Source organism: Vibrio crassostreae (assembly GCF_024347415.1).
Classification (GTDB): Bacteria; Pseudomonadota; Gammaproteobacteria; order Enterobacterales; family Vibrionaceae; genus Vibrio; species Vibrio crassostreae.
Genome location: NZ_AP025477.1, coordinates 174691 through 197317, shown reverse-complemented (window position 1 = coordinate 197317; position 22627 = coordinate 174691). Strand labels below are relative to the sequence as shown.

Below are 22627 nucleotides of genomic sequence, written 5' to 3'. Positions count from 1 at the left end.
ATCCCGATGCCCGAAGACACCCCTTTAGTAGTAGGGGGATCATAACATATTAATAATCGAAAAATATGTTTAATTTCCCTAACCTATTGGGAATATTAGAAAACAATAGAAACTGGTGAAGCATAGACAAGACCAATTCGTCTTATCGAAAGCAACAGTCTGATTTGAGGCAGTCAGGCTATCGTAGCTTGAGAATCGACCGCTTCGACAATCGATTCTTGTAACAAGCCAGCATAAATACCATTGTGCGCCACCAGCTGTTGATGATTACCTTGTTCAACAATTTCACCCTTTTCCAACACCAGAATGGTGTCTGAGTGACGAACGGTACTCAAACGGTGTGCAATCGCTATCACGGTTTTCTCTTTGAACAGACGTTGCATGGCTTTTTGGATCAGGTCTTCGGTAATGGAATCTACCGAACTGGTCGCCTCATCCAGCATCATCAATTGACCACCCTGTGCAACCGCCCGAGCGAACGAAATAAGCTGCGTTTGCCCGACAGACAAATTGGAGCCGTTCTTTTCCAAGTGGAAGTCATAACCTTGAGGGAGTTGTTCAATAAACTTATCGGCATAAACATAACGCGCCGCCTGCTCAACCACGGTGTTTGATAGGTGTTCTTTCCCAAGCGCAATATTGAACGAAATCGTCTCCTCAAATAGATGCACATCCTGCATCATCATTGAGAACAAATGAGCAGAGTCTTCGCTTGAGATCTGCGAGAGCTCTATTCCATTCAACAAAATGTTGCCTTCATAGTCTTGGTAGGTTTTAGAGATCAGACGCAGAATCGTCGACTTACCCGAGCCCGTCGAACCCACAAGCGCGATTTGATGCCCTTTCTCCAATACAAACGAGACATTCTTTAGTACATATGGAGAGTCGTCTTTGTAACGGAAACTCACGTTTTTAAACTCAAGGCTCACAAACTTTTCGAGCTGTTTTTCTACCTTGTTAGATGGCAAAAGGTTACGCCCTTCCTCTTCAGTTGGCTCAACAAACAGCTCTTCAATATGGTCAAACGCTGCAAATGAGCTCTGAATCGAAGCGATCTGCGATGTGAAGTCTCGAATCGGAACAAATACCTTTTCTAACGTGTTGATGAACGCAATCAGCACACCCAAGGTGAGTGCCCCTTCGATCACTTGCCCAGAACCGTACCAAATCATGATCGCGATAGTGATTGAGGTAATGCCAGAGATAAACGAAAACAGAATCGCATCATACTTATTGATCTTTTTCTGCGCTTTCAAAAACTCATCGGTAAAACCTTGGTAACGCTGCTCGACTTGCTCTTCTGCTCGGTACATCTGAACCGTTTTCATGCCAAACAGAACTTCTTGTAAAAAGCCAATTCCACGAGCGAGTGAAGAACGCGTGACTTTATACAGAGCACGAAGTCGGTTTCGCACGTACACCGTTAAGTACATCACGGGTGGCATGATGATCAATACAATCAACGTCAGCTGCCAATCAATGAAGAACATCATCACCAACAAAGCAATGGTGTTGATACTGTCTTTCACTAAACCGACAACCGATTGAACAAAGGTCTCGCCGATGGTCTCTAAATCACTCGTCAGGCGCGAAAGCGTGACACCTATTGGCGTATTGTCAAAATAGCTGCGCGGCAGTTTAAGTACGCGAGCAAACAACACAGAGCGCATGTCAGTTATGGTGTATTGACCCGTTTTACGCAGGTTGTACGAATAGGTGGTATCCACCACGTAGCTCGCCACCAGCACGGCAACGAGATAGAAGACGTATTCGAGCAGACCATCCATATCACCATGACTTAGATGGACGTCGATCACTTGAATGATCAGCCAAGGAAACAACAAGCTCGTGATGACCGACAGCGGAAGCATCGCAATACCCAGAATGGCAGAGCCTTTGTATTTCTTAGCAAACTTAAAAAAGTGCTTGAGGTACTTGAGATCAACACCCTTTAACATGCTGTAGCCTCCGTTTCATTCTGCTGTAGCTGCCATGTCTCATAGTAGTAAGGACAAGTTTTGAGTAGCGTGGCATGGTCGCCCTTGGCAATCACCTTGCCTTCATTCAACACAATAATTTCATCCATATATTCAAGGGCATTCACGCGATGTGACACCACCAGAACCGACTGATTTACCAGTCGCTTAAACAAGCCTTCTAAGATCTTTCTTTCCGTTTCATAATCGACCGCAGACAGTACATTATCCATGATAATTAAGTCGGTTGGCTGCAACAAAGCGCGTGCAATACTCAGGCGTTGCTTCTGACCACCAGACAACATGATGCCCTTCTCTCCAACTAAGGTTTGGTCGCCATGTTCAAAGCGAGTCACATCACTCGCCAATTGGCTGAGCTCTAATACTTCATCAACCTGACTCTTGGCCAAATCGGTATCCAAGCTACCAAAACGGATATTATCTTCGACAGTCGCTGAGAACAGGTAAGGGTCTTGAGTCACGGTTTTCACATAACGACGTAAATCACTGCGCGAGAAACCAGTGACATCTTTTTCACCAAGAAACACTGAACCTTTTGGAACGTCTAGGTGATGATTCAAACAGTTCACTAATGTCGTTTTGCCCGCTCCGATTCCGCCTAGCACACCCACTTTCTTACCTGCTGGAATATCAAAACTGATGTCATCAAGGATCAAGCGTTCTTCACCCGTGTAACTAAAGCTAAGATTGCGAATAGAAAACGTTTCTCCCTTGAGCGATTCAACATCTAACTCAGAGAGCTTTTCTTCATCTAGCTCTGGCACTTTGGCGTTAAGAATGGTTTGCGCGCTCTGAATGCCAACCATACCACGCTGATAGATCGTCGCGATTCGACCAAGTTGCATCAGCGGCATGGCGAGCAAAACTGAGTAAGTTAGGAAAGCGGTTATCTCACCAAGTGTGAGCTCCTGTCTCATCAACATGAAACCACCCAGACCAAGAATGATGATTTTCATCAGGTCATTAGCGTAATCGAGCACCGGCATGAAGAAGACTTGAATACGAGTGATCTTAAGACGACATTCAAGCAACAGTTGATTGAGCTTTTCGGTTTCAGCCTTCACCCAAGGTGACATCTGCTGGCTCTTAATCAAGTCAATCCCAGACAGGTAACTCATTAGCTGAGCAGACAGGTTTTGTAGACGCTTCATGTGCTCTAAATGCAGCGTTTTCATACGCTTGAAGCCCACACGGAAAATCACAAAAGCGATTGAGATAGGAATAATCGAATAAAGCGTTAATTCAGGTGAAATACGCCACATATACAGAGGAGTCAGCGAAAGGGCTAGCAACGCATTAAAGAACTGCAGGAAGCCGACACCAAACATTAAACGAATGCCGCTCAGGTCATTGTTGATTATTGAGATCAAGCGACCAGAAGCAAAGCGTTCGTGAAAGCTGCTTGGTAAGCGGTTCAGCTTTTGTAAAAGGGTACTTTTGAGTGCGGCCTCCGTAATTCGCCCCGGGTTCAACGCATAAATACGAGATAAAATTCTCACCACCACCATGGCAACCGACATACCGACCACAATCCAAACATAGGTTTGAAGCTGTTGGTGGCCAGTTGAAGAGGCATCATCAATCAAATCTATCGCCAATTGGATATAACGAGGGATCTCTACTTGTAACCAGTTAACGAGAAAGATGAACACAATCGCCAATAAGTACGAGGTGCGATTCATGCGCAGATAATGGGCAATAAACTGTCTTTTATTCATAGTATTCTTTGTTTAGGGCAGGATCACAGCGAGATTTAACGATATAACCGGGCAGTTAAGCTAGATAAGGCCATCGCTGAGGTAAAGATACATCAAAAATACTTAGTTGACAATATCAACCATATTCAATAATTAGTTTACGTTATTAAATTTTAGCATTGCTAAAAACAACTTTGCCGCCAAAAGTGGCGGCAAAGAAAGAGCTTAACAGGCTTGTATTGATAACGACTAAAGCATCTCTTTGGCAATCAAATGCAGCAAAAAGGTTTCACGTTCAATACTCATGCCTTTCTTAGGGCTCTCTGCCATGGTCTTTTCGTTATGAGCGATCGCTTCATGAATATTCATCCACACCGGTTTCATCCCGTTTTTCACTTCATAATCTTCGTAAGCTGTTTCACCAAGATCACGATCAATCTTGCATGAATAGCAGTAAGAAATCATGTGCATCATGTCTGCATCGTCTTTGTACCAAGGACGAAACTCTTCAAAAATACCGAACGGCTTGATGCTATGGATATTCTTCGCGCCAGTCTCTTCTTCGAGCTCACGAACCATACCTGCGATCACATCTTCCCCTTCATCCAAACCACCACCAGGAATGGTGTAGTCGTGATAACGCTCTGTATACAGCATCAGAATGTCTTCACCATCTAACACAATGGCACGGGCAGCATTGCGCTTATAGACCGTTTTATTGTCTAGATGGTCGATATCAGGGTGAATGGTTGTTTTTAGGTGTCTCATGATTCTGACTGCTCTACTGAATTTGGCGGCATCATATCATAATCATCAATAGATTCGAGGCTCACAACCGCCAACAAGAACTGATCGGACGGGGATATTCCAACGGTAACTTGAATCCACTTAGCTTGATCTAACACTCAAAAAGTCGTTAAACATGAAGAAATATCAACCTATTTCAATATCTTGACCAAATTAGGACAACCTTTTCTGAAATCTAAAATATACTCATTTCATAGAGCTTCTCATTTGGTTCTGTAGAACTTAACACATTCAATTATAGAGTTATCACGTAGGAGATAAGCATGAAGAAAATTGGTTTGATGGCTGTATGTGCCGTTGTATTAGGCGGTTGTGCAAACGACTATGCAGAATATAGCGAAGGCCAACGTGTTTCAGTCGCTAACCCAGCAGCGGTTTATTGTGTTCAACAGGACGGTGAATTAGATACGGTTACTGAAAACAATCAGCGTACAACTTACTGTGTATTCGATGACGGCGAGCGCATTGAACAGTGGGAGTACTACCGCAATAACCATGAGCAAGAAACTGAAAAGTAATCACTTCTATTACAAGTTTCCAATCTCAAAGCTGTAAAATCCTCCCCCTAAAAACTCAATTATGTTACGTAGACTGTCTGCCATAAGGCAGCGGTTTACCGTACACACACACCAATTGAACACTGTTTTATTTCTGACGCAGCTCTGACATTAGCCTAACCTACACCGATAGAATGCCCGCCTGTTACAAAATTTTACACATAGAATTATTATGAAAAGCCAATCAAAAACGAAAGAACAAACTCAAATGTCATTTGAACTGCCAGAGTTCACCCTTTCTCAGTCGACATCTCAAGTGATCTACAAACGCTGCCAAACCGCTCTCATTGTTTTAGCGATTGGTATTGTCGCAAACCTTGCGCTTCGAATTGATTTCGTATTGTTGAATGGCAATGTTGGTGAGATCTCGGTGACCGAGATGCTGCAGCAGTTACTGCTTATTATCTCGTCTGGGTCCTTTGCTTATCTAGCAAGAGAGAAGCGCGAAGTTAAGCATGCAGCTATGCTCATCAGTGCATTTTTCGGTGTGATGTTTATTCGTGAAATGGACTTTTGGTTCGACAAGATTGTACATGGCGCTTGGGTTGTTCCTGCCCTATTGGTTGCTGGTAGCGCAATCTTCTATGCGATTAAAAATGGTAAACGAACCATTGATCAACTTGCGCTTATTCTTGCTTCCCCACACATGAATTTGCTAGTGACTGGCGTGATGCTTCTGTTGGTGTTCTCGCGCCTATTTGGCATGGGCAGCTTCTGGCACAATGTTATGGGCGATGATTACGTTCGAGCGGTTAAAAATATCGCTGAAGAAGGCACTGAGCTTCTAGCTTACTGTCTGATTGCCTTTGCTAGTTTAAAGACCGTTATTGGCATCACGAGAAAGAAATGATCACCTATCGCCACCAGCGATGTGTGTGATCGGATTCTGGATCTAAATAACGATTCAATAAAGTCAGGTTAGTATCTAGTAGAGCTAGGTATTCCCTGACTTTTTTTATGTCGGCATCCACTGAAGTCTGCTGGATACAGCGCCCCAATACGGGGAGTAAACCGGCCACAATGTCAAAGTGAGATGAACACCCAACGAGTTCCTTTACGGCTATCAGTGCTTCCAAAGACAGTCTTTCTGGCTCCCGCCTCACCAACTCCAAATCTCGCTTAAATACGCCCGCACAAACACCTTCAAGATAAACTCGATAGGTCGTCAGTACATCCATTAACAGAAACAATTGCCCTTGAGCACTTTGATGTGGGTATGGCACTGCAACATGAGCCTCTAACAGGCAATCTATCTGCAAATCGACTCCAAGTGCTGAACACTTTTCGATAAGCACCTTAAGCAGGCCTTGCTCGTCCATCAACGCTTGAATCTCAAAGATACGTTGCAAGTGATAATCGTTAGAAACAAACGTTACTTTCACACTCTGCCCGCGAGTAAACAACCCGCTCTCGATCATTTCAGAAGCCAAATTCTGAATGTTCTCCACCGTATTTGTTGAGCGTTGCTCAAGTAAGATTGCACCTAAGTTAAATGGATGTTCGCGCTGAGCTTCAAGTTCTCGAAAATACTGGTGCATTGCATCCGCTTCAGAGAGAGTTTGCCCCTTTGTTACCCCGCCACAAAATGCAACGGCCGTTTGCTGATTCGACTCTTCGACCAAAAGCTCCGCCAGATACCCAACTAAAGCATCAACTCGACTGATTCCTCCATCAGTCAATTTATTCTCATTAAGTCGCTTACCCAGCACAATAAGGAGGTGATTAATGCTCATTTTATGTTCAAGTCTCGTTTTGATGATTAGATAGAGTGAATTATGTATACAATATCCAGTAACAAAAGTATTTTTAAATTCTCTTAGGTTGCTCGCAATAATGCTCACTATTGATGACAACACCTAAGGCAATGCGGGAATAGACGTGACGCTTTAAAGCTAAAATAACACGCTCTTGCATTTCATTGCTCTGAGCTTGATAACACAAGTTTCAATAAAAGAGACGTTTCAAGCACAGAACAAGCTCGACTAAAAATGTTTCATAAAAAGTGAAACGAACAAAATACAAATTTTACACAGAGTTCGTACATCGAACCGTCTTCACAGGAAGTTACTATGCTGTCTATTTTTGACATTTACAAAATCGGGGTCGGGCCTTCCAGCTCCCATACCAACGGACCAATGATCGCTGGATTCAATTTTACCCAAAAGATTGAATCTGTACTTGGTCAAGTTACCCGTATTCAAATTGACTTATACGGCTCATTGTCACTGACAGGTATTGGTCACCACACCGACCGTGCAACCTTGTTAGGCCTGCTTGGCAACCGCCCTGATACGATCAAAATAACCAGCGCTAATGCAGCCATGCGTAAAGCGATTGAAGATAAATCTTTAATGGTGAGTGGCAACCATGAAATTCATTTCGATGTAGAGAGCGACCTGCTCTTCCACAAAACCAACCTACCCCTTCATGAAAACGGCATGACTATCTCTGCCTTTGATGAAAGTGGCAGCCTTCTGGACATGGAAACCTACTACTCGATTGGCGGTGGTTTTATCGCAACTGCTGATGAACTTCAGAATGGCAAGCAAGAGTCAGAAACACAAGTTGAATTCCCCTTCTCTTCTGCCGATCAATTGCTTGAACTGTCCGACCAAAATGGGCTGAGCCTTGGTGGTTTAGTCCTACGCAACGAAGTGTCATTCCAAGGCATGGATGTGATCGACCAGAAAGCCGACCAAATTTGGAAGGTGATGTCTCTGTGTATGCAGCGTGGCTTTGACACCGAAGGTATCCTTGATGGTGGCCTAGAAGTCACACGTCGAGCTCCTGCGCTTTTGAAAAAGCTCGAAGCGAATGCCTCTATTGAAAACGATCCAATGGAGATCATGGATTGGATTAACCTGTTTGCCTTTGCGGTGAGCGAAGAGAATGCAGCGGGTGGTCAAGTCGTGACTTCACCGACGAATGGTGCGGCTGGCGTTATTCCTGCAGTATTAATGTACTACCATCGTTTCATCAAAGAACTGGATACCAAACAACTGAAAGACTTCTTAGCTGTGTCTGGTGCTATCGGTATCCTGTACAAAACCAATGCTTCTATTTCTGGCGCTGAAGTGGGTTGTCAGGGTGAGGTTGGCGTTTCTTCTTCGATGGCTGCGGCTGGCTTAACCGCCCTACGCGGCGGCAGTAACGAGCAAATCTGTATTGCGGCTGAGATTGCAATGGAACACTCTCTGGGCATGACATGCGACCCAATCGGCGGGCTAGTACAGGTACCGTGTATTGAACGTAATGCCATGGGTGCGATGAAAGCCATCAATGCATCACGTATGGCATTGAAGCGCACCAGCAAGTGTCTTATCTCGTTAGACAAGGTTATTGAAACCATGTACCAAACAGGTAAAGACATGAACAAGAAGTACCGTGAAACGTCTTTAGGCGGCTTGGCGGTGATTCACATGGCACCACCGTGTGAATAACAGACAAAAAGACTAGTACAGAGAGCCCCTTTAGAGACGGCATTCTTGTAAACTTAGTTTTCAATATCAAAACAAAGCCAGCCGCCAAGCTGGCTTTTTTGTTGGCGAGAACCCAACCGCCAATTGAAAGTGGTACTCACTTAAAAACATTTACCGAATGAATCTCGCTAACTTTCTCTTTAATAGTTCATTACTTAGCCACAAACCAAGACGGCTAATTTTTACACAGTCACGCATCCACTAGCAAAATCTAACATTGCAAATTTCATTCATGAGAAATATGAATGCACTCATAAGAAAAGATATATCGAGCAAAGTCCTGTTTGGGATAGATGTTTCAGTTTATGTATTACTAGTAATGATATTATAATCGGGTAATTACACTACATATCAATACAAATGTGAGAATAAAATAATGTGGAATAGATTAAACAAATCAATGATGTTCTGCCAAATGATGTTCGGACTTTCGTTCTATGGCGTCATGGTGATCTTGACTCGTTTCTTCCTTGAAGATCTGAACTACAATGAAGCCGACACCATGATGGTTGTTGGTGCTTTCTCTGCAATCGGACCGCTATTTGCTATCGCAGGTGGCTTTATCGCCGACAAATTTTTAGGCGCTTACCGATCTTTAACCATTGCCTTCCTAGGGTTCGCAAGTGGTTACGTTCTACTGGTACTTGGTGCAGCAGCAACCAATGTTCCGATGGCATTATGTGGTATTGCGTTAGCAAGTTATGCACGTGGTTTGATGTCTCCTTCTTACCCAAGTCTTTACAAACGCACGTTCAAAACTCAAGAAGATTTTGAGAACTGCTACCCAATCAACTACTCAGTAAACAACATTGGCGCTCTACTAGGTCAATACCTGTTCCCAATGCTAGTGCTTGTTGTTGGTTTCCACGGTGGTTTCCTTCTTTCTGCTGTTCTAGCAGGCGCTGCGCTTCTAATGATGATCTTTGTTCGCAAGGGCCTTGTTGAAGCAAGTGCTGAAATCGATCAACAACCAGTAAGCACTAAAAACTGGGCAGCCTTCCTTGGCCTTTCTGCCGCTATGATTGGCTTGGTATTCTTCATGTTCTCTAACATGGATATTGGCCAAAACATCGTATACGCAATTGGCGGTGCAGCGATCATCTACTTTGTCTCTTTGATGATGAAATCGAAGAAGTCAGACATGCTGAAAATGGGCACTATCTTAATCATCACATTCCTGACGACCTGTTTCTTCGTGTACTACGGCCAGATGATGACGTCGATGACTATGGTAGCAATCAACACCATGCGTGGTGACCTATTTGGCTTCATTCCTGTTGCACCAGAAGCGTCAATGGCGATGAACCCACTATGGTGTATGGTTGCGGGCCCTATCATCGCGGGTATCTTCTCTAACCTAGAAAAGAAAAACATTAACTTCTCTACGGCAACGAAAGTCGGTTTCTCATTCATTCTAACGGCTATCGCTTTCGGTATCCTAACAATGGCAGTGACCACAGTTGGTGATGACGTTCTGATTCGCCCTGAAGTATTCCTAGCGATTCACTTCTTCCTAGCATTTGGTGAAGTAATTGTTGGCTCTATGGTTGTAGCCTTCATCCTGTCAGTTGCACCTAAGCACATCGAGAACTTCTCAGTAAGCTTGTTCTCTGTTGCTATCGCGCTATCGGGCATTGTTGGTGCCGTATTCTCAACGTCTATTGCACTAGAGAAAGGCCAAGAGATCACACAAGAGATCGTGCAAACGGTTTACGGTGATTACTTCCAAATGCTGACTGTTCTTGCAGTCGTGATGGTAGGTATCGCGATGGCAGCATCGTTCATTATTCGTAAAATGCTAGAAGCTGCGAAAGCCGCTGATGAAACAATTGAACTAGAGCAAGCTAACAGCTGATTACTCTCACGTTCAACCGCTCTAACACATCAAGCCCTTTAGTTTTCTAAAGGGCTTTTTTTGTCAATGAGTTTAACCCACACAGATCGAGGAGTTCTGGTTAGATTGCATTTATGTAAATTATAGTAAATGATAATTATTAGTATTGAGAGTTTTCTGGTTCAGGATTATGATGTCGAAATCAAAATCCAAGAGAGCCTTATATGAGCAAGCCTAGCCCTATCACATTAACCGTTACTCAAACCTTAACCATTACTCCAAACATGCAGCGTATAACGCTTAGCGGTGAGGGATTAAGTAAATACCCGACAGAATGTGCCGGCGGCTACATCAAGCTTTTATTCTCGCCACTCGGCACCACAGATTTGAGCCAATTGAATGAAGGTGAGCGTCCTACCATGCGCACTTACACTATTCGTCAGTACAACCCAGTAGAGCAATTTATCGAAGTCGATTTCGTTCGCCACATCACTAAAGATTTGCAATGTGGTTTTGCTGCAAGATGGGCAATGAGCGCACAAGTGGGTGATACTATTTCAGTGGCAGGCCCAGGTTTGATTCAAGGACTCAACCTTGAGTCAGATTGGTTCTTCTTAGTCGCAGACATGACTTCACTCCCTGCGCTTTCCGCAAAAGTAAAATCACTTCCAGAGCACGCGACAGGCCACGCTGTGGTTCAAATCAATTCAGTAGCAGACAAGCAAGCGCTTGAAGCACCTGAAGGCATCAAAATCACTTGGTTGATTGAAGATGAAACAGAAGAAACACTATCACAAACCGTTCGCAGCATTGAATGGTTAGACGGTCAGATTTCAGTATGGACAGCGTGTGAATTTGAAAGCATGCGTGAGCTAAGACAGTACTTCCGTAACGAAAAAGAAGTAGCCAAAGAGAACATCTACATCAGTAGCTACTGGAAACGTGGCGTCACTGAAGATGGCCACAAAGTTCTGAAACAACAAGATGCTCAAGCTTTAGCGAACTGAAGAGCCTTGCGACACAAGCACTTGAGCTAAAAGCATTAAAGACAAATAGAAACACCCTTAACGACTTCATATCGTTAAGGGCGTTTTAGTTTGAATCCGATAAAGAGCAAAACCGGACTAAAAATTAAATACTCTCGCCTACTTCAATCTCATAGCCAAGATCCAACTTCGCAATCCACTCTTTATTACCTTTTAAACGCGCCACAACTTGTTCTGCCGCAACTTTACCGATCTGCTCCCTCGGTGTTACTACAGTCGCTAAACGAGGTGTCATCGCCACTGTGATGTCGTGTCCGTGGAAACCGGCAATCGCCATCTGCTCTGGTACTTGAATACCGCGTCTCACACATTCGTAGAAAGCACCAATCGCTAAGTCATCGTTAGTACAGAAAATGCCATTCACTTGTGGGTGCTTCTCTAGTAACTCGCCAATCAGTTTTGCACCAAGAGTAAACGAGGAAGCGTCTTCCGTTTGCAGTGTCACGGGCGATTTGTCGGCTTCTTGCATCGCATGTTCGTAGCCCGCCATTTTTAAGCGAGTTCGCTCGTCCATACGTGCTGCTAAATAAGCAATATTGGTACGCCCTCGTTCGAGCATGGTTTTAGTCATAGCCCTAGCCGCTTCGAAGTTATCAAAGCCAACAGCTTGTTCAATTCTTGGCGATACCGAGTCCATAATCTCAATCACAGGAATCGACGCGGTCTGTAGCATCTTACGCGCTCTATCGGTATGCACATTTTCAGACAGAATAATCGCATCCACATTGTATGAGAGCAGCGAAGCAATACTCTGTTCTTCCAGTTCTGCGCTATAGCCGTAGTGGGCAATCATGGTTTGATAGCCTGCTGGTGCGGTGACTTGCTCGATACCACGAATAACTTCAGCAAAAACTTGGTTAGTTAGCGAGGGAACCAACACACCTATTGCATTACTCTTTGCATTGGAAAGAATGTCTGGTGCACGGTTAGGGATATAGCCCAGTTCATCGACTGCGGCGTTGATCTTGTCTCGTAGCGCTTCTGATACTTGAGAAGAATCTCTCAGACAGCGACTCACGGTCATCTTGGTGACACCAACTAAGTTGGCAACATCTTGTAATGTGGGACGTTTTTTCTTATTCGACATAATTAATAATTATTATTTTTGAGTTATGTTACTGGTAACAGTGTATCCAACTGACTTGGAATTTGAAGCCTAATTTACTAAAAGGTTGATATAGCATCACAATTACAAACGCCCTCATAGCGAGGGCGTTATACATTGTTTAAGCGTTAACTTCCGTTCTTGGAGACTGACTCCAAGTCACGTGAAACTTTTCAGCCTCGTCTCTATCGACTCGCGAATAAGTGTGGGAACCAAAGTAATCCCGTTGCGCTTGCAGTAAGTTCGCTGGCAATACTTCACAGCGCAACGAATCAAAGTAACTTAATGCTGAACTGATCCCCGGCATCGGCACACCATATAAGGCCGAATTAGCCACAGCAATACGCCAAGCCAACTCACGCTCTTCTACTTGTTTGATGAAAGTCTCATCAAACAACAAGTTCGCCAACTCACTATTTTGTTGGTAAGCCGACGTGATACTTTGCAAGAAAGCAGCACGGATAATACAACCCGCTCGCCAGATCTTAGCTATTTGAGTGAAGTCTAGGTTCCAGCCTTCTTTGTCTGACGCTGTTTTCAACAAGTCAAAGCCTTGAGCATAAACAGACAGCTTGGCGCAGTAGAGTGCGTCATGAAGCTCAGAGACAACCTCCGCTTTGTCCAACTGGCTGGCATCCGCAATATTGCCTTTTAGAAGCTGATTCCCTTGAATACGTTGTGATTTTTGACCGCTCATCGCACGAGCATAGACCGCCTGTGCAATGGTTGGCGTTGGACAACCCTCTTGTAGACTATTCACCGCTGTCCACAATCCAGTACCTTTCTGCCCGGCTTTATCCAGCACAACATCAACAAAAGGCTTCCCGGTAACAATATCGTCTTGCTGAAGAATGTCGGCGCTGATCTCCATTAAGTAGCTATTAAGAACACCGTTATTCCACTGTTCAAAGACTTGACCAATCTCTTGAGTTGGCATGTCCAGAACATCACGCATGAAATGATACACTTCGCAGATGAGCTGCATATCGGCGTATTCAATGCCGTTGTGCACCATCTTAACGTAATGACCAGTGCCAGAAGGGCCAACATACGCAGCACACGCCTCACCCGCTTCAAATTGAGCAACAGGTAATCCGTTCGCATCCACTTTTGCAGCAATCGCTTCCCACATTGGCTTCACATATTGCCAAGCAGACTGATCACCACTCGCCATGAGCGCAGGGCCAACACGCGCTCCCTCTTCACCGCCAGAAACCGCAGTACTGAAGAAACGAAGCTTGCCCTTATAGTTCAACTCACGAGTCTCGGTATCAGTCCACAAGCTGTTACCCGTATCGATAACAATATCGTCGCTCTCCAAACCTGCATCAAGCAGATTATTTACGACGATATCGACAGGTTTTCCTGCAGGAACCGATAACGCAATAACACGCGGTTTTGCTAAGCTCTGAAGCACATGTTCAAGGCTAGTGCCTTTAGTGAACTGACCTTTACCTTCAAAAGATTCATTAAGCTGTTTCGCTTCTGAATTTGCGCGTTCAATGTTGTCAGCGTTTAAATCGAAACCCGAAACATTGAATCCATTGTCGAGTAGGTTCAGCGCTAAGCTTTTGCCCATCACACCTAAACCAATCATCGCAATGTCATTTTTTATCTGAGTCATGGTTAACCTATCTGCTTAATTTGTTTAAGTGCACTTTCTACGACTTGCTCGACATCTTGCGAGATATCGACAAATAACGCTTCATCTAGCTCCGGTTCAACCAAGGTTTCAAACTGGCTTTTCAACATCTCTTGACCATTAAAATAATGATTTTCACGCGCTTTGTGACGATTCCAAATCGTATCGAAACTGCCCTGTAGGTACACAATCACCAAGTCTTCATTGTTGTTACGCAGAATATCGCGGTATTGCGGCTTTAGAGCCGAGCAAGCGATCACTGCGCTTGGTTGTTCGATATATTGCTTATTCAGTGTTTCCAGCCATCCTTGACGATCTTCGTCTGTCAGTGGAATACCTTGACGCATCTTTTCTACATTGCTTTGCGGATGGAAGTCATCTCCATCAAAAAACTGGAGCATTAATGCTTCTGCGATACGGCTACCAATCAGGCTTTTTCCGCATCCAGATACGCCCATCACGAGTATTTTTTTGCTTTTCATAAGGCAAGCCTTCCCTAAGCCCCAACCAAAACTGAGGCTGACAATCGAATCTAATAGTTAAACTTGTGTTGTTGCGGTTCGGTTCCTGACGCTAAATCCGGTCAGGAACCTGTGCTGTTATTGCCACCAAAGCGCGAGTTGCGGGAAGACGATAACTAAGCCTAAAACTAGGACTTGAAGTGCAATGAACGGCAGCAGTGACGTGAAAATCTCGCCCAAGCTGATGTCTTTTGGCGCTACTGATTTCAGATAGAAAGCCGCTGGGCCAAATGGTGGTGACAAGAAAGACACCTGCATGTTTAGACAGAACACAACACCAAACCAAACTGGGTCGAAGCCAAGGCCAGTAATAATTGGAACGAAGATTGGCATTGTTAAAAGTGCTACACCGACCCAATCAAGGAACATACCAAGTACCAACAAGATAGCCATCATGATTAACAACGTAACTGTCGCATTGCCGCCACTTAGCGCAAGGATGGTTTCTTCAACAAAATCAATACCGCCCATCAAGTTGTAGATACCAACCAGAGCACTTGCCCCGATACCAATCCACATGATCATGCCGCAGGTACGCATCGTTGCGATGGCACTCTCTTTCAGCATGTTGTAGTTCAGCTCACCACGGATTAGTGCACTGATCATAATACCAACCACACCCAAAGCAGAAGCTTCGGTTACTGAAGCGATACCTGTGTAGATACTACCTAGAACGGTTGCTACTGAAAGCAGCGGGAAGAACAGAGCCTTGAAGTAGCTAGGTTGATTAGCGATGTCTTCTTCTGTCTCATCATCACTTGGAATCGGTGCAAGAGAAGGGTTTAGCTTACAACGAATCAATACGTAGCCGATGTAACAACCCGCTAGGATAAAGGCTGGTAAGAAAGACGCTTTGAACAAATCACCGATTGATACGCTGGCTGTCATGCCATAGATGATCAGTACGATACTTGGCGGAAGCATGGTGCCTAGCGCGCCACCCGCACAGGTTGTACCGATAGCAAGCTTACGGTCATAACCCAAGCGAAGCATTTGAGGCAGAGCAAGAATACCAAGTAGTACGGTTTCACCACCGATAACACCTGACATTGACGCCAATAACACGGCTACCAATAAAGTTTGTACCGCAACACCGCCGCGAACCTTACGGCCAACCGATTTCATGGCATCGAACAGGTCTCGTGCGATACCAGAACGGTCTAAGAGCGCTGCCATCAATACGAACATTGGGACGGCGAGGAATACATAACCAGAAGCAAAGCTGTAGGTGCGGCTCGCAATCAAAGGCAAGGCATCAGGGCCAAACCAACACAGGGTGAAGAAAATCGCGACAAAGCCTGTTACGAAGGCCAGCTGCATACCAGTGAGTAGCAAACCAATCATCATAACCAGCATGAGTAAACTGCCCCATGCGATACCAATAGAAGATAAATCAAACATCGTCATTCTTCCTTAGACCCATCAACTCTTGGATTAGGTGCAATACAAACTGGACAACAAGAACACACAAAACGACAAAGATCAGACCTTTAAGCAGCGCAGGATAAGGCGCGTTTAACACTGAGCCTGATGTCTCAAGACGAAATTCACCCCAAGGTGCAAACCACGCTTCTTCTGCAGTGAAGTAAGCCGCGTAAGCAAGCATGCCCGCAAAGGCTAAACCAACAATGTGGTGAACAAGATTAAGATACTTACGTGTTTGGTTAGACACTGAATCGTAGATAAGAACAACACGTACATGTTTATCAGCCGCGAAAGCGTAGATGCCGCCGATAATGAATAATGAACCACCGATAAATGAAGCCGTCTCGTGCACCCAAGTGGTTGGGGCGTCAAATGCATAGCGCATCACAACTTCGTAAAATGAAATCAATACAGTGAAGATAAACAACCAGCTAACTAAGTTGCTGAATTTTATGATAAGACGATCAAGCCCGTTTCTTGGCTTTTCATCGTTTTCAGCTGGTGCGTGAGGGATTTTGTCTGTCATGGCCAAATTTCCTGGGAGAAAACGGGAGAGCAATGCCCTCCCCCATCAATAAGCTAAGTTTGAATTACAGTAAGCCGTTCTCTTCTAGGAACACGGTAACTGAGGTGTAAACTTTCTGTGCGTTATCAGAGCGCTCTGCAAATACTTTCCATTGACCTTTTGCGATCTCACGGAACTTCTTACGCTCTTCTTGAGACCAGTCATGAATCGTGATTTCTGGGTTCGCTTGCGCTTCTTTAACTGCTGCTTGGTCAGCCATTTTTAACTGAGTTGTCATGTCGTAAGAGAAGTCACGCACTGATGTTTGTAAGATTGTTTGTAGATCAGCAGGCATCTTGTCCCATTTCTTCTGAGAAACAGAGATGTCGATAAGTGGCAACGAGTGGAAACCCGGTTGAACTGGGTGTGTCGCAATATCGTTCATGCCCGCTTTTTGGTTTGTAGAGAATACTGTGTAGTCCGCAGCATCAATTACGCCCTTGCTTAGACCGGTAAATACTTCAGAGCCCGGAAGGTTTACTGGAGTCGCACCCGCTGCTGCGAACACTTGTTGTACTAGACCTTCAGGTGCACGTAATTTAAGACCTTTAAGATCCGCGACACCGTCAATTGGCTTTTTAGAAATGAAAGACTCAACACCTGTTGTTGAAGCACCAACAAACTGAACACCGTAAGGCTTGTAAAGCTCAGTCATTAGCTCGTTACCGCCACCGTAGTTCATGTACTGAAGCAGTTGTGTTGTGTCTGACCATGCACCAACCATGTTACCGATAAGACCAAATGCTGGATCTTTACCAGAGAAGTAACCTGTTGCTGTGATATGACCATCAAGGATGCCCATCTTGATCGCGCCTAGCGTTTCAGTGTGTTTAACCACAGCACCTACAGGCAGAAGGTCGATGTCGATACGTCCGTTAGACATCGTCTCTACACGCTCAGCCCACTTCTGCTGAACCTTGAAGTTCAAATCACCAGATGGATCTGAAGATTGAATCTTAAGTTTAAAGTCTGCAGCCATTGCTGAAGTAGCAAATAGGCCAGTGAGGGAAGCAGCAATCAGCGTTTTAGTCAGAGCTTTCATTTGGGTATCCTTATGAGTTTCACAGAGTCCGGTTTGTTGTTATATGTTACCGGTAACGTTGGGGTGGATGTTACCGGTAACTTCACAGCCTTGTCTATGAGAAGGATCACATCTTTAACATTAGTAAAACGTTTGCTATCAATAAGAGAAATGTGACTGGAAAGTCACATTATAGGTTGGAGGTATGATTTAATTTCTTTTTAAGTCAGTGAGATAACTAAACCGGCAATGATGAAAACGACGCCTACACCGCGAGTCATGTGCCACTTTTCCTTTAAAAAGTAGATCCCCATCACTAAGCCGAAGATGATGCTTACTTGCCTAAGTGCCACAACCAAACTGACGTTCTCTGTCATGGTCATCGCAAACAACACCAAACCATAGGTCGATGCCATCATAATGCCTGCAACCGTGGCTTTCTTACGTAGTGTCCATGCGTTGGTAAACTCGACTCTTTGATTAGTCACCAATAACCAAATACTCAGCGGAATTACGATCGCCCAAAATTGAATGCCTAGGTAGAAAATAGCCGTGTGTTTATTAGTAATGGTAGGCGTGCTTAATGGCTCCAATAACAAAAGCGCTTCTTTATCAATAATGGAGTAACCCGTAGTACCAATAGCGGCGATGAGAGCCCACAACACGCCAAGGTTCAGGTAAGCCTTGAGCCTCAGCTCAGAGAACTGTTTCAATGGAACAAACAAACAGCCTAATGTGATCAGTGCAAAACCAACCCATTGATTCAGTGACAACTCATAGCCAATCAATACGGTCCCCAAACCAACCATTAACACAGGCAGTGCTCGTGCCATCGGGTAGATAACACCAATATCAGCCTGTTTATAGGCGATGCCTAAGCCGATTAAATAGATGATTTGGCAAATGCCACTCAAGAAGAGCAACTGCCAGAATGGAATCGTTATATTTACAAAGCCGACACTGTAAACATACCAAATCAAATAGGGAGTAAGAATCGCGGCAGCGGCAAAGCCAGACGCTAAGAAGAAAGATGAGCCTGAGCCTTGATTTGATTTACCTAGGACATTCCAACCTGCATGAAGCAGAGCCGAAATAATCACGATGATGATGGCAGAGAATTCCATTTCATTCCTAACTTATTGACTGATAAAAGCAGTCGCTGAAAACAGGGGATAAAAAAGGCCTCCAGATAAGAGACCTTTGATCATTCCAGTTGGGCAAATCCCTAAAGTGAGATGTGCCAGCGTTCTAATGTACGACTAACGCTCTAACTGCGCGATCGACTCTATACTGATCGCGTCATGACGCCAATACTCAATATCACAGTCAATCAAATCGCCATTTTGATTGTAGTTAACACGCTCTACCACCATTGCAGGAGAGCCAGAAGTCGCACGCAATGCTTGCGCGGTTTCACCCAGCAAAGACGTTGTACTCACACGGTAACGAATCTTCTGATACACCACACCAAAGTGCTCACGGTAGATGTCGGTCAGTGATTTAGACAGGTCATAATCGAGTAAGTTAGGAAACAACTCTGGTCGAATGTAGTTCGTCACATACACAACCGGTCTGTCTTCAAGGTAGCGAACTCTGTCGACTCGATAAACATCGGAAAACGGTTGTAACTCAAGAAGCTTAGTCGCCTCCTTGGTTGCCAACATCCCTTTTGCCTCCACTAACTCAGTTTTCGGCTTACGATTCTGCGCCAAAGCCATATTAGTGAAGTTCAATGTTTGTGTTGGATCGTAACGAAGCGGCGCTGGTGAGATAAACCAACCGCGACGATCTTCTCGGTAAATACGCCCTTCCGCTTCAAGCGAAGACAAAGCTTCACGTAAGGTAACTCGTGTTGTATCAAACGATTCAGCCAGCTTACGTTCTGCAGGCAACTTCTGTCGTGGCGTTAACATCCCCGACTCTATCTGCTCTACAATGACATCTTTGATTTTTACGTACTGCACTTAATTTCCTTTCATTCTTGTTCTTGTCGTCAGCCACTCCTTGGCCAACTGCAATATAAAATGGTTCGCTAGCGTTTGCGCCAAGCTTGGGTGCGCTTCTCGAAAAACTTGTTGATTAGCATATGAATCAACTTCGCACTCGCTGCAGATATCATGATCATTACCGCCATGGCTGCTGCTGCACCGGTTTGCCCCGCATCGTCCATATTCAACACTGAAACTGACGCAGGTATCGTATCGGTAGAATACAAGAATACTACCGCAGATGTCGTGGTAAGTGCATTAATAAACAGGTATGTCGCAATATCTAAAATCGCAGGCAAACAAACGGGCACCGTCACCTTAAAAAACAGCTTGTATTGCGGTAGGTTAACCGAGGCCGCCGTGGCTTCAATTTCCGAAGGTAGCTGTTTCAATGCCGTTAACGCCGTCATGTGCCCTACTGTGTAGTAGTGAACCACCGTATTAATCACCAAGAACGCCATCGTGCCATACAGGAAGTTAAGTGGGTTACTCAAGTCATTGAAGTAGAAGATATACCCCAAACCCAGAACCATACCCGGAACGGCCATCGGCACAACACTGAGCATCTGCATCGCCTGACGAACAGGAGCAAATGCTCTGCCCTTCTCAATACAATACGCACCTAAGAAAATCAATACGGTACCGATAATGGCAGTCCATGCACCAAGCGTCAGAGAGTTGAAGAACGGTGTCCAACCATAGGTACTCATCTCAGCAAAGTTGTAGTTATTCAGGGTGAGCGCTTTGTTCCAAGGCCAGAAGGTGACCATAGAACCGTATATCGCCATGCCCAACACGATAACGACAGCAGCCGAAATGACCGTGCAGTAAAGGAAACACAATCCATCACGCATGGTATTTGGCTCTGGTTGGTACGCGACAGAACGGGTATCAAACAAGCTCTTCTGTTTCTTTTGTACCCAGCGATCCACTGTAAACGCAAGTAGCGCAGGCAATAGCAACAAGATACTGGTTACAGCACCCATCGAAAAGTTCTGCTGACCAACCACCTGCTTAAAGATATCTGTAGATAAAACGTTGTAGCTACCGCCAATGACCTTTGGTACACCAAAGTCACATACCACCAACGTAAACACAACGATCAGAGTACTGATCAAGCCATATTTGGCTGCAGGTAAGGTCACCATGAAGAAGGTTTTAATCGAGGAAGTATTTAGAGCACGGGCAGCCTCATAAAGACGAGCATCAGAAGTTCTGAGTGAAGTGGTTAGAATCATCAAGGCATGTGGGAAAGTCCAGAATATCAAGCCGAGTGAGATACCAATCAAGCCGTATACCGAGTTGCCGCCCAAGACTTCTTTGGCGATACCTTGATTACCAAATAGGAAGATCAAGCTGATCGCAGGAAGCAACGACGGAGCTAGAATCGGCGCTGAACCCAACACCTGAAAAAGCCCCTTGAAAGGCATACATGAGCGAGTCAACGCATAGGCATAACCAAACGCTAATACACCCACGACAACCGTGACTAACAGCCCAAGCGTAAACGTGTTACCTACCGACTGCCAGAGGCTCTGCGAAGCAAAATACGTTGCGAAATGCTGTAATCCTACAAATTCACCATCTGCGCTCTGAACACTCTTTTTCAACATTGCCCACAGTGGCATCAGGATGAATAGCGTCATGACCACTGACAAAAAAGCCAGAAGCCCGAATAGGATTACGTTGTCTTTACTTAGCCGAGCAAGAAAAGGCGTTACTCGTCGTTGAATTAGCAGCTTAGATTGCATCATTTGAGTCGATTCCATGATTGTTACGCCGCCTCGTCTTTCATCACTTGCAGGCTTTCAGATGGGTAAGCTCTAAGACCTTCTTCATCAAACGTTACGTAACGAATATCGCTGCGACGCAGTTTCAATCGATTAAACTCTTTGACTGACACATCAACGATGATCTCTTTAGCCGTTGAGTCATGTTGCAGCTCACACTCAACTCGATAGAACGCCCCTAGGAACTCGCTAGATACGATTCTGACGGGTAAAGACTCGTTAAAGCGATCAACAAACTGAATTTGTTCTGGACGCACCGCGATATCAAAACGATCACCATGCTTTGGTGTCAAATTATCTAAAACTGGCAACGCTAACATCGACTCTGCAATGCGCATTTTGCCTTTCGCAGCAACAGAAGCTTGAATGAAATTCATGCTGCCAACAAATTCAGCGACAAAGCGGCTAACTGGATTTTGATAGATTTCTTGCGGAGCACCCACTTGCTCGATAATACCGTGATTCATTACCACAATGCGGTCAGCCATGGTCAAAGCTTCATCTTGATCGTGCGTCACCATAATCGTGGTGATGCCCAATTTACGCTGCAATTGACAGATCTCGTCGCGCAGGTGTGTTCTTACTTTTGCATCCAATGCAGAAAGCGGTTCATCAAGGAGTAGCAAACCTGGAGACAAAGCCAAAGCACGAGCCAAAGCCACACGCTGCTGCTGCCCACCAGACAATTGATTTGGGAATTTCTGACCAGACGTCGGTAAGCCGATGGTCTCTAACCAAGACTCAACCGTCTCAAGAGCTTCTTTGGTCGACATGCCTTGGTTTTTAAGGCCAATCGCAATGTTTTCTTCCACAGTCAGGTTCGGGAACAAAGCGTAAGACTGGAACACAATGCCAAAGTCGCGCTTTTCTGGTGGTAAGAAGGTCGTATCCTTACCGTTCTGCTCAATAGAACCTGAAGTAGGTAAATCTAAACCTGCAATCGCACGTAATAAGGTGGTTTTTCCACAGCCAGATGGGCCAAGGAAGCAGACGAACTCGCCTTTATCTATCGATAGGGAAATGTCTTTTAACGCTGTGAATTGGCCAAATTGCTTTACAACGTTTTCAATATTCAAATAAGTTTGGTTGCTCATACTACAGCACTCTCCATATGGTATATACCAAATTTAAACTGAGAACATTGCAGTTAAGT

Annotated in this window: 19 protein-coding genes; 5 read left to right on the top strand and 14 right to left on the bottom strand. The window is 44.7% G+C overall.

Going from position 1 to position 22627, the window contains the following annotated elements:
* Window positions 1-173: 173 nt before the first annotated feature.
* The 3 genes from OC193_RS16645 to OC193_RS16635 all read right to left on the bottom strand — a co-directional run bounded on the left by OC193_RS16645 (window position 174) and on the right by OC193_RS16635 (window position 4462).
* On the bottom strand, window positions 174-1958 hold the full coding sequence (locus OC193_RS16645) for an ABC transporter ATP-binding protein (protein ID WP_048663360.1): 1785 nt from the start codon (window positions 1956-1958) through the stop codon (window positions 174-176).
* Window positions 1952-3715, bottom strand: coding sequence for an ABC transporter ATP-binding protein (locus tag OC193_RS16640; RefSeq protein WP_048663359.1), 1764 nt, complete (start codon window positions 3713-3715; stop codon window positions 1952-1954). Before OC193_RS16640 ends, OC193_RS16645 begins: the two co-directional genes overlap by 7 nt.
* A 228-nt stretch (window positions 3716-3943) precedes the next feature.
* Window positions 3944-4462 (bottom strand): NUDIX hydrolase, encoded by a 519-nt coding sequence (locus tag OC193_RS16635; protein WP_048659118.1) that lies wholly within the window; start codon window positions 4460-4462, stop codon window positions 3944-3946.
* Between the two features lie 302 nt (window positions 4463-4764).
* On the opposite strand from OC193_RS16635, the gene OC193_RS16630 reads away from it, so the two are divergent.
* Both OC193_RS16630 and OC193_RS16625 read left to right on the top strand, forming a co-directional pair.
* Complete coding sequence (locus OC193_RS16630; protein WP_017079683.1) at window positions 4765-5019, top strand: putative hemolysin; 255 nt, start codon at window positions 4765-4767, stop codon at window positions 5017-5019.
* Between the two features lie 211 nt (window positions 5020-5230).
* Window positions 5231-5908: a hypothetical protein gene (locus tag OC193_RS16625; RefSeq protein ID WP_048663358.1), complete on the top strand. Its 678-nt coding sequence runs from the start codon at window positions 5231-5233 to the stop codon at window positions 5906-5908.
* A 4-nt stretch (window positions 5909-5912) separates the two neighbouring features.
* Here the strand turns inward: OC193_RS16625 and OC193_RS16620 are convergent, their stop codons facing one another.
* A complete protein-coding gene (locus OC193_RS16620; protein ID WP_048663516.1) occupies window positions 5913-6791 on the bottom strand; it encodes a YdcF family protein in 879 nt (292 codons plus the stop codon).
* 336 nt (window positions 6792-7127) lie between these two features.
* Between OC193_RS16620 and OC193_RS16615 the strand changes: the two genes are divergently transcribed.
* The 3 genes from OC193_RS16615 to OC193_RS16605 all read left to right on the top strand — a co-directional run bounded on the left by OC193_RS16615 (window position 7128) and on the right by OC193_RS16605 (window position 11378).
* The gene (locus tag OC193_RS16615; RefSeq protein ID WP_017631269.1) at window positions 7128-8498 is read left to right on the top strand and encodes an L-serine ammonia-lyase; all 1371 of its coding nucleotides are present in this window, start codon (window positions 7128-7130) and stop codon (window positions 8496-8498) included.
* 415 nt (window positions 8499-8913) lie between these two features.
* Window positions 8914-10392 (top strand): peptide MFS transporter, encoded by a 1479-nt coding sequence (locus OC193_RS16610; protein WP_048669525.1) that lies wholly within the window; start codon window positions 8914-8916, stop codon window positions 10390-10392.
* Between the two features lie 203 nt (window positions 10393-10595).
* Window positions 10596-11378 carry a siderophore-interacting protein gene (locus OC193_RS16605; RefSeq protein ID WP_048663357.1) on the top strand — a complete coding sequence of 261 codons (783 nt, stop codon included), beginning with the start codon at window positions 10596-10598 and terminating at the stop codon, window positions 11376-11378.
* 124 nt (window positions 11379-11502) lie between these two features.
* On the opposite strand, the gene gntR is transcribed toward OC193_RS16605, so the two are convergent.
* The 10 genes from gntR to OC193_RS16555 form a co-directional block, all read right to left on the bottom strand.
* Entirely contained in the window at window positions 11503-12504 is a 1002-nt protein-coding gene (gene gntR / locus OC193_RS16600; RefSeq protein WP_080967371.1) for a gluconate operon transcriptional repressor GntR, read from the bottom strand.
* 139 nt (window positions 12505-12643) lie between these two features.
* Entirely contained in the window at window positions 12644-14146 is a 1503-nt protein-coding gene (gene gndA, locus OC193_RS16595) for an NADP-dependent phosphogluconate dehydrogenase (protein WP_048663355.1), read from the bottom strand.
* Between the two features lie 2 nt (window positions 14147-14148).
* Window positions 14149-14646 carry a gluconokinase gene (locus tag OC193_RS16590; protein WP_048663354.1) on the bottom strand — a complete coding sequence of 166 codons (498 nt, stop codon included), beginning with the start codon at window positions 14644-14646 and terminating at the stop codon, window positions 14149-14151.
* Window positions 14647-14763: 117 nt separating this feature from the next.
* Window positions 14764-16086 (bottom strand): TRAP transporter large permease, encoded by a 1323-nt coding sequence (locus OC193_RS16585; RefSeq protein WP_048663353.1) that lies wholly within the window; start codon window positions 16084-16086, stop codon window positions 14764-14766.
* On the bottom strand, window positions 16079-16636 hold the full coding sequence (locus tag OC193_RS16580; protein ID WP_017058622.1) for a TRAP transporter small permease subunit: 558 nt from the start codon (window positions 16634-16636) through the stop codon (window positions 16079-16081). The genes OC193_RS16585 and OC193_RS16580 overlap by 8 nt, the downstream gene beginning before the upstream one ends.
* 64 nt (window positions 16637-16700) lie before the next feature.
* Entirely contained in the window at window positions 16701-17717 is a 1017-nt protein-coding gene (locus OC193_RS16575) for a TRAP transporter substrate-binding protein (protein WP_019820432.1), read from the bottom strand.
* A gap of 200 nt (window positions 17718-17917) precedes the next feature.
* A complete protein-coding gene (locus tag OC193_RS16570; protein WP_048663352.1) occupies window positions 17918-18820 on the bottom strand; it encodes an EamA family transporter in 903 nt (300 codons plus the stop codon).
* Window positions 18821-18955: 135 nt separating this feature from the next.
* Window positions 18956-19660 carry a phosphonate utilization transcriptional regulator PhnR gene (gene phnR / locus OC193_RS16565; protein ID WP_048663351.1) on the bottom strand — a complete coding sequence of 235 codons (705 nt, stop codon included), beginning with the start codon at window positions 19658-19660 and terminating at the stop codon, window positions 18956-18958.
* A 68-nt stretch (window positions 19661-19728) separates the two neighbouring features.
* Window positions 19729-21438 carry a putative 2-aminoethylphosphonate ABC transporter permease subunit gene (locus OC193_RS16560; RefSeq protein WP_196299409.1) on the bottom strand — a complete coding sequence of 570 codons (1710 nt, stop codon included), beginning with the start codon at window positions 21436-21438 and terminating at the stop codon, window positions 19729-19731.
* A 20-nt stretch (window positions 21439-21458) separates the two neighbouring features.
* Window positions 21459-22568 (bottom strand): putative 2-aminoethylphosphonate ABC transporter ATP-binding protein, encoded by a 1110-nt coding sequence (locus OC193_RS16555; protein ID WP_048659106.1) that lies wholly within the window; start codon window positions 22566-22568, stop codon window positions 21459-21461.
* Window positions 22569-22627 lie beyond the last annotated feature (59 nt).

What these genes read in the sequence shown, in the direction of transcription:
- OC193_RS16615 (WP_017631269.1), top strand. Translation starts at nt 7,128, where the DNA reads ATGCTGTCTATTTTTGACATTTACAAAATCGGGGTCGGGCCTTCCAGC.
- OC193_RS16585 (WP_048663353.1), bottom strand. Translation starts at nt 16,086, where the DNA reads ATGTTTGATTTATCTTCTATTGGTATCGCATGGGGCAGTTTACTCATG.
- OC193_RS16620 (WP_048663516.1), bottom strand. Translation starts at nt 6,791, where the DNA reads ATGAGCATTAATCACCTCCTTATTGTGCTGGGTAAGCGACTTAATGAG.
- OC193_RS16625 (WP_048663358.1), top strand. Translation starts at nt 5,231, where the DNA reads ATGAAAAGCCAATCAAAAACGAAAGAACAAACTCAAATGTCATTTGAA.
- gndA (WP_048663355.1), bottom strand. Translation starts at nt 14,146, where the DNA reads ATGACTCAGATAAAAAATGACATTGCGATGATTGGTTTAGGTGTGATG.
- OC193_RS16605 (WP_048663357.1), top strand. Translation starts at nt 10,596, where the DNA reads ATGAGCAAGCCTAGCCCTATCACATTAACCGTTACTCAAACCTTAACC.
- OC193_RS16610 (WP_048669525.1), top strand. Translation starts at nt 8,914, where the DNA reads ATGTGGAATAGATTAAACAAATCAATGATGTTCTGCCAAATGATGTTC.
- OC193_RS16645 (WP_048663360.1), bottom strand. Translation starts at nt 1,958, where the DNA reads ATGTTAAAGGGTGTTGATCTCAAGTACCTCAAGCACTTTTTTAAGTTT.
- OC193_RS16630 (WP_017079683.1), top strand. Translation starts at nt 4,765, where the DNA reads ATGAAGAAAATTGGTTTGATGGCTGTATGTGCCGTTGTATTAGGCGGT.
- OC193_RS16590 (WP_048663354.1), bottom strand. Translation starts at nt 14,646, where the DNA reads ATGAAAAGCAAAAAAATACTCGTGATGGGCGTATCTGGATGCGGAAAA.
- OC193_RS16635 (WP_048659118.1), bottom strand. Translation starts at nt 4,462, where the DNA reads ATGAGACACCTAAAAACAACCATTCACCCTGATATCGACCATCTAGAC.
- OC193_RS16575 (WP_019820432.1), bottom strand. Translation starts at nt 17,717, where the DNA reads ATGAAAGCTCTGACTAAAACGCTGATTGCTGCTTCCCTCACTGGCCTA.
- OC193_RS16640 (WP_048663359.1), bottom strand. Translation starts at nt 3,715, where the DNA reads ATGAATAAAAGACAGTTTATTGCCCATTATCTGCGCATGAATCGCACC.
- OC193_RS16560 (WP_196299409.1), bottom strand. Translation starts at nt 21,438, where the DNA reads ATGATGCAATCTAAGCTGCTAATTCAACGACGAGTAACGCCTTTTCTT.
- OC193_RS16580 (WP_017058622.1), bottom strand. Translation starts at nt 16,636, where the DNA reads ATGACAGACAAAATCCCTCACGCACCAGCTGAAAACGATGAAAAGCCA.
- OC193_RS16570 (WP_048663352.1), bottom strand. Translation starts at nt 18,820, where the DNA reads ATGGAATTCTCTGCCATCATCATCGTGATTATTTCGGCTCTGCTTCAT.
- OC193_RS16555 (WP_048659106.1), bottom strand. Translation starts at nt 22,568, where the DNA reads ATGAGCAACCAAACTTATTTGAATATTGAAAACGTTGTAAAGCAATTT.
- gntR (WP_080967371.1), bottom strand. Translation starts at nt 12,504, where the DNA reads ATGTCGAATAAGAAAAAACGTCCCACATTACAAGATGTTGCCAACTTA.